Source organism: Amaricoccus sp. (assembly GCF_017995835.1).
Taxonomy (GTDB): Bacteria; Pseudomonadota; Alphaproteobacteria; order Rhodobacterales; family Rhodobacteraceae; genus Amaricoccus.
In genome coordinates this window covers 23,962-31,742 of sequence record NZ_JAGOID010000027.1, presented here as the reverse complement: position 1 = coordinate 31,742, position 7,781 = coordinate 23,962, and the positions used below count along the sequence as shown (strand labels likewise).

Annotated in this window: 7 protein-coding genes; 6 read left to right on the top strand and 1 reads right to left on the bottom strand. The window is 69.9% G+C overall.

Annotated elements, in window-relative coordinates:
- The first annotated feature begins 11 nt into the window (after window positions 1-11).
- The 6 genes from argB to infB all read left to right on the top strand — a co-directional run bounded on the left by argB (window position 12) and on the right by infB (window position 7,283).
- Window positions 12-887, top strand: a complete 876-nt coding sequence (gene argB, locus KBA23_RS06565; protein ID WP_290738272.1) for an acetylglutamate kinase — start codon at window positions 12-14, stop codon at window positions 885-887.
- 5 nt (window positions 888-892) lie between these two features.
- The gene (locus KBA23_RS06560; RefSeq protein WP_290738269.1) at window positions 893-1,555 is read left to right on the top strand and encodes a ferredoxin; all 663 of its coding nucleotides are present in this window, start codon (window positions 893-895) and stop codon (window positions 1,553-1,555) included.
- A 277-nt stretch (window positions 1,556-1,832) separates the two neighbouring features.
- Window positions 1,833-2,438 carry a ribosome maturation factor RimP gene (gene rimP / locus KBA23_RS06555; RefSeq protein WP_290738266.1) on the top strand — a complete coding sequence of 202 codons (606 nt, stop codon included), beginning with the start codon at window positions 1,833-1,835 and terminating at the stop codon, window positions 2,436-2,438.
- Window positions 2,435-4,051 (top strand): transcription termination factor NusA, encoded by a 1,617-nt coding sequence (nusA, locus tag KBA23_RS06550; protein ID WP_290738264.1) that lies wholly within the window; start codon window positions 2,435-2,437, stop codon window positions 4,049-4,051. Before rimP ends, nusA begins: the two co-directional genes overlap by 4 nt.
- An 11-nt stretch (window positions 4,052-4,062) precedes the next feature.
- On the top strand, window positions 4,063-4,755 hold the full coding sequence (locus KBA23_RS06545; RefSeq protein ID WP_290738261.1) for an RNA-binding protein: 693 nt from the start codon (window positions 4,063-4,065) through the stop codon (window positions 4,753-4,755).
- On the top strand, window positions 4,752-7,283 hold the full coding sequence (infB, locus tag KBA23_RS06540; protein WP_290738258.1) for a translation initiation factor IF-2: 2,532 nt from the start codon (window positions 4,752-4,754) through the stop codon (window positions 7,281-7,283). Before KBA23_RS06545 ends, infB begins: the two co-directional genes overlap by 4 nt.
- A 284-nt stretch (window positions 7,284-7,567) precedes the next feature.
- Here infB and KBA23_RS06535 read toward each other — a convergent pair whose 3' ends face one another.
- A complete protein-coding gene (locus KBA23_RS06535) occupies window positions 7,568-7,726 on the bottom strand; it encodes an aa3-type cytochrome c oxidase subunit IV (RefSeq protein ID WP_290738255.1) in 159 nt (52 codons plus the stop codon).
- Between the last annotated feature and the right edge of the window lie 55 nt (window positions 7,727-7,781).

Sequence of the window (7,781 nt, the reverse complement as noted above, 5' to 3'; positions counted from 1 at the left end):
GCGTTCCCGCGATGGAGAGATCATCGGCCCAGACGCGCGACTGGATCGCGACGGCGCGCACGCTCAGCGAAGCGCTGCCGTACCTTCAACGCTACGATGGCGCCACGATCGTCATCAAGCTCGGCGGGCACGCGATGAGTTCGGCCGCGGCGATGGACGAGTTCGCCCGCGACGTCGTGCTGATGCGGCAGTGCAACGTGAACCCGGTCGTCGTCCATGGCGGCGGGCCGATGATCAACGACATGCTGAAGCGGCTGGCGATCGCGTCGAGCTTCGTCGACGGCAAGCGGGTGACCGACGAGGCGACCGTCGAGGTGGTCGAGATGGTCCTGTCGGGCCGGATCAACAAGGGCATCGTCGCGGCGATCAATCGGCAGGGCGGCAAGGCGGTCGGGCTCTCGGGCAAGGACGCGAGCCTGATGATCTGCGAGAAGGACCTCGGCGGCGGCGGCGTCGACCTCGGCTTCGTCGGGCGGCCGGTCGAGATGCATCCCGAGGTGCTGCGGACCTTCCTCGGCTCGGACTTCATCCCGGTGGTGGCGCCGCTCGGGGTCGGGCGGTCGGGCGAGACCTACAACATCAACGGCGACACCGCGGCGGGCGCGATCGCGACGGCGATGAAGGCGGACCGGCTGCTGCTGCTGACCGACGTCGCGGGGGTGAAGGATGCCTCGGGCGCGGTGCTGACCGACCTGACCGCCGGAGAGGCGCGCGGGCTGATCGCATCGGGCGTAATCTCGGGGGGCATGATCCCCAAGACCGAGACGGCGCTCGCCGCCGTCGAAGGCGGCGTGCGCGCGGCGGTCATCCTCGACGGCCGTGCGCCGCACGCGGTGCTGCTCGAACTCTTCACCGCCCACGGCGCCGGCACGCTGATCCGGGGCTGAGCGCCTTGCGGCTCGCCGATGTCGCGACGGCGGCGGCGGCCGAGGGACTGACGGTCGGCGGCGGACTGCATCCCGGCCCGCAGGACGGCGCGCCGCCGGGGACGGGGACCATCGTGCTCCTCTGCCCCGACGGCCGGGCGTTCTGGAACCGTCTCCGCGCCGCGCCGGAATGGGACGACGGCCGGCCCGACCCGGTGGACCGCTGGTCGTTGCGGGTGATCGGCGCGTTGGCGGCGCGGCTCGGCGCCAGGGCCCTCTTTCCGTTCGGCGGGCCGCCCTGGCTGCCCTTCACCGCCTGGGCGCGGGCGAGCGAGATGGCCTGGGAGGCGCCCGTCGGGCTCCTCGTCCATGCCCGGCTCGGGCTTTTCGTCTCCTATCGCGGCGCGCTCGCCTTTCCCGGCAGGCTCGACCTGCCGCCGCCGCCGGCGCGGCCCTGCGACGCCTGCGCGCGGCCTTGCCTGACGGCCTGCCCGGTGGGCGCGCTGACGGGGGCGGGCTACGACATCGCCGCCTGCCACGCCTTCCTCGACACCGCGGCGGGGGCGGACTGCATGGAAAGGGGCTGCGCCGTGCGGCGGTCCTGCCCGGTCGGGGCGGAGCTGCGGGGCGAGGCGCAGTCGGCGTTTCACATGGCGTCGTTCCACCCGCGGCCGGCCCCCGGACCATGACCTGCGCGTTTCATTCAGGTTTGCTAACCTGGAGAGCAGTCGGCGATGCGCGAACGCGCGCATCGCAACCAGAAGGACTCTGCGCGCACTGCGCGCACGATGTGGCGGCAAAGGCCGCCTCCGCGGCCTGCCGTCCCGGGACGCCGGCGTTTTGTCGCTTGCATCCCGTCGCGGCCCGGCCTATATCGGCTCCATCAGCGGCAGGTTGATCCTCTCGGGTCCCTTCCACCGGAAGTTCAACGGGCCGCGCGCCCGTTTTTTCGTTCCGGAGTCCGACTTGGCCGATCTCGTCGCCAAAGCCGCCATCGACAGGCGCCTCGCTGCGATCGTGCAGCCTACGATCGAGGGCATGGGTTTCGAGCTCGTGCGCCTGCGGCTGATGGGCGGCAAGCGCAACACCGTGCAGATCATGGCCGAGCGGCCCGAGGGCTGGATCGAAGTCGATGACTGCGCGCGGATCAGCCGCGCGGTGTCGGCGGTGCTCGACGTCGAGGACCCGATCAGCGGCGAGTACGTGCTGGAAGTGTCGAGCCCCGGCATCGACCGGCCGCTGACGCGGCTGAAGGATTTCGAGCGCTACGAGGGCTATGAGGTCAAGGTCGAGACCGACGAGGCGATCGACGGGCGCAAGCGCTTCAAGGGCGTGCTCGCGGGCGTCGAGGCGGGCGAGGTGCTGGTCGAGATCCCGGAGGGGACGATCGGGCTGTCGTTCGACCTTCTGGCCGACGCCAAGCTGGTGCTGACGGATGCGCTGATCGCCGAGAGCCTCGCGGGGCGCAAGGCGGCCGGGTTCGAGCCCGGAGAGATCGACGAGAGCCAGTTCGACGAGATCGAGGTGGACGATGAGGAGACAACCCGTGACGAGGACGAGGAAGTGAAATGAGCGTGACCTCCGCCAACCGGCTCGAACTCCTGCAGATCGCCGATGCGGTCGCCCGGGAGAAGATGATCGACCCGGCGCTCGTCATCGAGGCGATGGAAGACAGTCTCGGCAAGGCCGCGCGCTCGCGCTACGGCGCCGAGTACGACATCCGCGCCAGGATCGACCCGAAATCGGGCGAACTGCACATGACGCGCTATCGCCACGTGGTCGAGGAGGTCGAGAACTTCTTCACCGAGATCACGCTCGCGGACGCGAGGGCGATCAAGCCGGACGCCGAGATCGGCGACTACCTGACCGACGCGCTGCCGCCGATGGACTTCGGCCGCATCGCCGCGCAGTCGGCCAAGCAGGTCATCATGCAGAAAGTCCGCGAGGCGGAGCGGCTGCGCCAGTACGAGGAATTCAAGGACCGCGCCGGCACGATCATCAACGGCATCGTCAAGCGCACCGAATACGGCAACGTCATCGTCGACGTCGGCCGCGGCGAAGCGATCCTGCGCCGCGACCAGCTGATCCAGCGCGAGGCCTTCCGCAACGGCGACCGGGTGCGCGCGCTGATCCGCGACGTGCGCCACGAGACCCGCGGCCCGCAGATCTTCCTCAGCCGCACCGCGCCGGAATTCCTCGCCGAGCTGTTCAAGATGGAGGTGCCGGAGATCTACGACGGCGTCATCGAGATCAAGGCGGTCGCCCGCGACCCCGGCTCGCGCGCCAAGATGGGCGTGATCTCCTACGACAACTCGATCGACCCGGTCGGCGCCTGCGTCGGCATGCGGGGCTCGCGCGTGCAGGCGGTGGTGGCCGAGTTGCAGGGCGAGAAGATCGACATCATCCCGTGGAACCAGGATCCGGCCACGTTCCTCGTGAACGCGCTCCAGCCGGCGGAGGTGTCCAAGGTCGTCTTCGACGAGGACAGCGAGCGCATCGAGGTCGTGGTCCCGGACGAGCAGCTGTCGCTCGCCATCGGCCGGCGCGGCCAGAACGTGCGGCTGGCCTCGCAGTTGACCGGCTTCGACATCGACATCATGACCGAGGCGCAGGAGAGCGAGCGCCGCCAGGCGGAGTTCGCCGAGCGGACCCAGCTCTTCATGGAGACGATGAACGTCGACGAGATGGTGGCCCAACTCCTCGTCGCCGAGGGCTTCGCCAACCTCGAGGAGATCGCCTATGTCGATCTCGACGACCTGACCTCGATCGACGGCTTCGACGAGACCACCGCCGAGGAATTGCAGGCCCGCGCCCGCGAGAGCCTCGACGAGATCAACGCCAGGGCGATCGAGCGGGCCAGGGAGCTCGGCGTCGAGCAGAGCCTCTTCGATTTCGAGGGCCTGACCCCCCAGATGATCGAGCGGCTGGCCGAGGACGGCGTGACCAACCTCGAGGAGTTCGCCCGCTGCGCCGACTGGGAGCTCGCCGGCGGCTACACGACCAACGCCGAGGGCAAGCGCATCAAGGACGAGGGCCTGCTCGAGAAGTTCGACATGAGCCTCGAGGAGGCGCAGACGCTCGTCATGAACGCCCGCGTGCAGCTCGGCTGGGTCGATCCGTCCGAGCTGGAGGCGGAGGCCGGGGAAGGTGAGACCGCGGAAGGCGAGGAGGAGAAGGGCGCCTGAGGGAGAACGAGGTGACGCGCGGCGGCCGGCCGAAGGATCGCGAGGCGCCCGAGCGGCGCTGCATCGTGACGCGCGAGAGCGCGCCCAAGGCCGGACTCGTGCGTTTCGTGATCGCCCCGGACGGCGCGGTCGTCCCCGACCTGGCCGGAAAGCTGCCCGGTCGGGGGCTCTATGTCACGGCCGACGCGAAGGCCCTTGCCACGGCGGCGTCGAAGGGCCATTTCGCCAAGGCGGCGCGCCAACAGGCGTCGGCTCCGGCCGATCTCGTGGCCCAGGTCGAGGACGGCCTCGCCCGACGCGTCGTCGAGTTGATCGCCATGGCGCGCAAGGCGGGCCAGGCGGTCGCGGGGCTCGAGAAGGTCAAGGAGGCGCTGGTCGGGGGCAAGGCCGCGCTTCTGGTGCAGGCGTCCGACGGTTCGGCGCGCGGCAAGGCTGCGTTGCGGGCCCCAAAGGGCGAGAATACCCATGTCGGATGCCTCACGGCGGACGAATTGGGTTTGGCATTCGCCCGCGATAGTGTGATACATGCCGCCGTGCTCGAGGGGGGCCTCGCGAAACGCATCGGCGACGAGGCCCGACGACTTGCAGGCGTCAGGGGCAGCATCTACTACGACGCGCCGTCGGCTGACGGGGCCGTGGACGATTCGGCGGACGATCGAACGGCGGGGGAAGGCTCCCGCGCGGAAAGGCAGACGACGGAATGACGGACACCAAGGACAGCGACCGCGGCAGGAGCAAGCCTCTTGGTCTGCGCGGCGCCGGAGGCACGGAGACCCATCACGTGAAGCAGAGCTTCAGCCACGGCCGCACCAAGTCGGTGATGGTCGAGACGAAGCGCAAGCGGGTCGTCGTGCCGAAGCCGGGCGCCGCCCAGGCCACGGCCGCCAATCCGCGCGGCGCCGTCGCCCAGAACCTGTCGGAAGCCGAGTTCGAGCGGCGCCTGAAGGCGGTCGAGGCCGCCAAGGCGCAGGAAGCCGAGCGCTCCCGCAAGGAGAAGGAGGCCACCGCCGCGCGCGAGGCCGAGCTCGCCCGCCTGCGCGCCGAGAAGGACGCCGCCGAGCGCGAGGAGCGCGAGCGCGAGATTCGCGAGCAGCGCGCCGCCGCCGCCGCCGAGGAGGCAGCTGCCGCGGCAGCCAAAGCGGCCGCTTCCGCGGGGGCGAAGGCCGCGCCCGCGGGCCGCGCCCCGGCTCCGGCCCCGGTCGACACCGCCGCCGCGCAAGCCCAAGCCGCCCGCGCCGAGGCCGGCCGCTCGCCGGGCGGCGCAGCGAAGAAGACGACGCTGAAGGCCCCGGTCGACGAGAAGAAGCCGACCCGCGCCAAGGACGACGACCGCCGTCGCTCCGGAAAGCTCACCATCGCCAACGCCACCGACGAGGAGGGCCGCCAGCGCTCGCTCGCCGCGATGCGCCGCCGTCAGGAGCGCGACAAGCGCCGCATGCATGGCGGGCACGGCGAGCGCGAGAAGGTCGTGCGCGAGGTGCAGGTGCCCGACGCGATCACGGTGCAGGAACTCGCCAACCGCATGGCCGAGCGCGTGGCTGCCGTCGTCAAGACCCTGATGCAGAACGGCATCATGGCGACGCAGAACCAGACCGTCGACGCCGACACGGCGGCGCTGATCGTCGAGGAGTTCGGCCACAAGGTCGTGCGCCGCTCGGAATCGGCGGTCGAGGACGTGATCACGCTCGCCTCCGAGGACGACGAGGCGCACCTCGCGCCGCGGCCGCCGGTCGTGACGATCATGGGCCATGTCGACCACGGCAAGACCTCGCTGCTCGACGCGATCCGCAAGACCAACGTCGTCTCCGGCGAGGCCGGCGGCATCACCCAGCACATCGGCGCCTATCAGGTGACGACCGAGGGCGGGCAGGTGGTCACCTTCCTCGACACCCCGGGTCACGCCGCCTTCACCTCGATGCGCGCCCGCGGCGCGCAGGTGACGGACATCGTGGTGCTGGTGGTCGCCGCGGACGACAGCGTCATGCCGCAGACGATCGAGGCGATCAGCCATGCCCGCGCCGCCGGCGTGCCGATGATCGTCGCCATCAACAAGATCGACCGCCCGGCCGCCGACCCGCGCAAGGTGCGCACCCAGCTTCTCCAGCACGAGGTCGTGGTCGAGGAGATGGGCGGGGACGTGCTCGACGTCGAAGTCTCGGCGGTGACCGGCCAGGGCCTCGACGCGCTGCTCGAGGCGATCACGTTGCAGGCCGAGATCCTCGATCTCAGGACCAACCCCGACCGCTTCGCCGAGGGCGCGGTGATCGAGGCCAAGCTCGACGTCGGTCGCGGGCCGGTCGCGACGGTGCTGGTGCAGAAGGGCACGCTGAAGCGCGGCGACATCTTCGTTGTCGGCGAGCAATGGGGCAAGGTGCGCGCGCTCATCAACGACAAGGGCGCGCGGGTGGACGAGGCGGGGCCGTCGGTTCCGGTCGAGGTGCTCGGCCTCAACGGCACGCCCGAGGCGGGCGATGTGCTGAACGTCGTCGCCGACGAGGCCAAGGCCCGCGAGATCGCCGATTATCGCGCCCGGCTCGCGCGCGACAAGCGCGCCGCCGCAGGCTCGGCGGCCACGCTCGACCAGCTTCTGGCCAAGGCCAAGGCGGACAAGGACGTCAAGGAGCTGCCCGTCGTCGTGAAGTCGGACGTGCAGGGCTCGGCCGAGGCGATCGTGCAAGCGCTGGAGAAGATCTCGACCGACGAGGTGCGCATCCGCGTGCTGCATTCGGGCGTGGGCGCGATCACCGAATCGGACGTGACGCTGGCCGAGGCCTCGGGCGCGCCGATCATCGGCTTCAACGTCCGCGCCAACGCCCCGGCGCGCGAGAGCGCCAACCAGAAGGGCGTCGAGATCCGTTACTACTCGATCATCTACGACCTCGTGGACGACGTGAAGAAGGCGGCCTCGGGCCTGCTGAGCCCGGAGATCCGCGAGAAGTTCGTCGGCTACGCCCGGATCAAGGAGGTCTTCAAGATCACCGGGGTCGGCAAGGTCGCGGGTTGCGAGGTCACCGAAGGCGTGGCGCGCCGCGCCGCGGGCGTCCGGCTGCTGCGCGACAACGTGGTGATCCACGAGGGCAAGCTGAAGACGCTCAAGCGCTTCAAGGACGAGGTGCGCGAGGTGCAGGTCGGCCAGGAATGCGGCATGGCCTTCGAGAACTACGACGACATCCGCGAAGGCGACGTCATCGAGATCTTCGAGACCGAGAAGGTCGTGCGCCAGCTCGCCTGACGCCGCACCGCCGGCCGAAGAGCAAGCCCGCCGGTCCCCGCGACCGGCGGGTCTTCTTTGCGCGGTGAGCGATCCGAGGTCGCGAGCTACGGCACGACTCCGGGCGTCATACGGCCACCGACTGAACGCCTCGCGCCTGCATTAGCGATTCAATTCCGACTCTTTTGCTTGGCATATGCGTTGTGCATACGTTGTGCATAAGGTGTGCATCGAAGGATCCGCCGTAAACCTTTGACGCCGAAGTCTTCGGGCGGAAACCGTATCAGCCAGACGACGGGCCGGGATCAGGAGTTGAAGATCGCGAGGAAGATCAGGACTGCGGCGGCCGCGCCGAAGAGATAGACCCAGAAGCGGGCAAAGGCTTCGAACGTCTGCTGATGCTCGGCGACGTCCGCCGTGCCGTGCTCGTGGGCGGGCGCATGGGCGTGGCTGTGGTCGGCCAAGGCTGGGCTCCTTCGTCTGCGTTCCGCGTGGCGGCTTCCGCCCGCTTTTAGCTTG

Coding starts and splice junctions, on each gene's coding strand:
- argB (WP_290738272.1), top strand. CDS start 12: ATGGAGAGATCATCGGCCCAGACGCGCGACTGGATCGCGACGGCGCGC.
- nusA (WP_290738264.1), top strand. CDS start 2,435: ATGAGCGTGACCTCCGCCAACCGGCTCGAACTCCTGCAGATCGCCGAT.
- infB (WP_290738258.1), top strand. CDS start 4,752: ATGACGGACACCAAGGACAGCGACCGCGGCAGGAGCAAGCCTCTTGGT.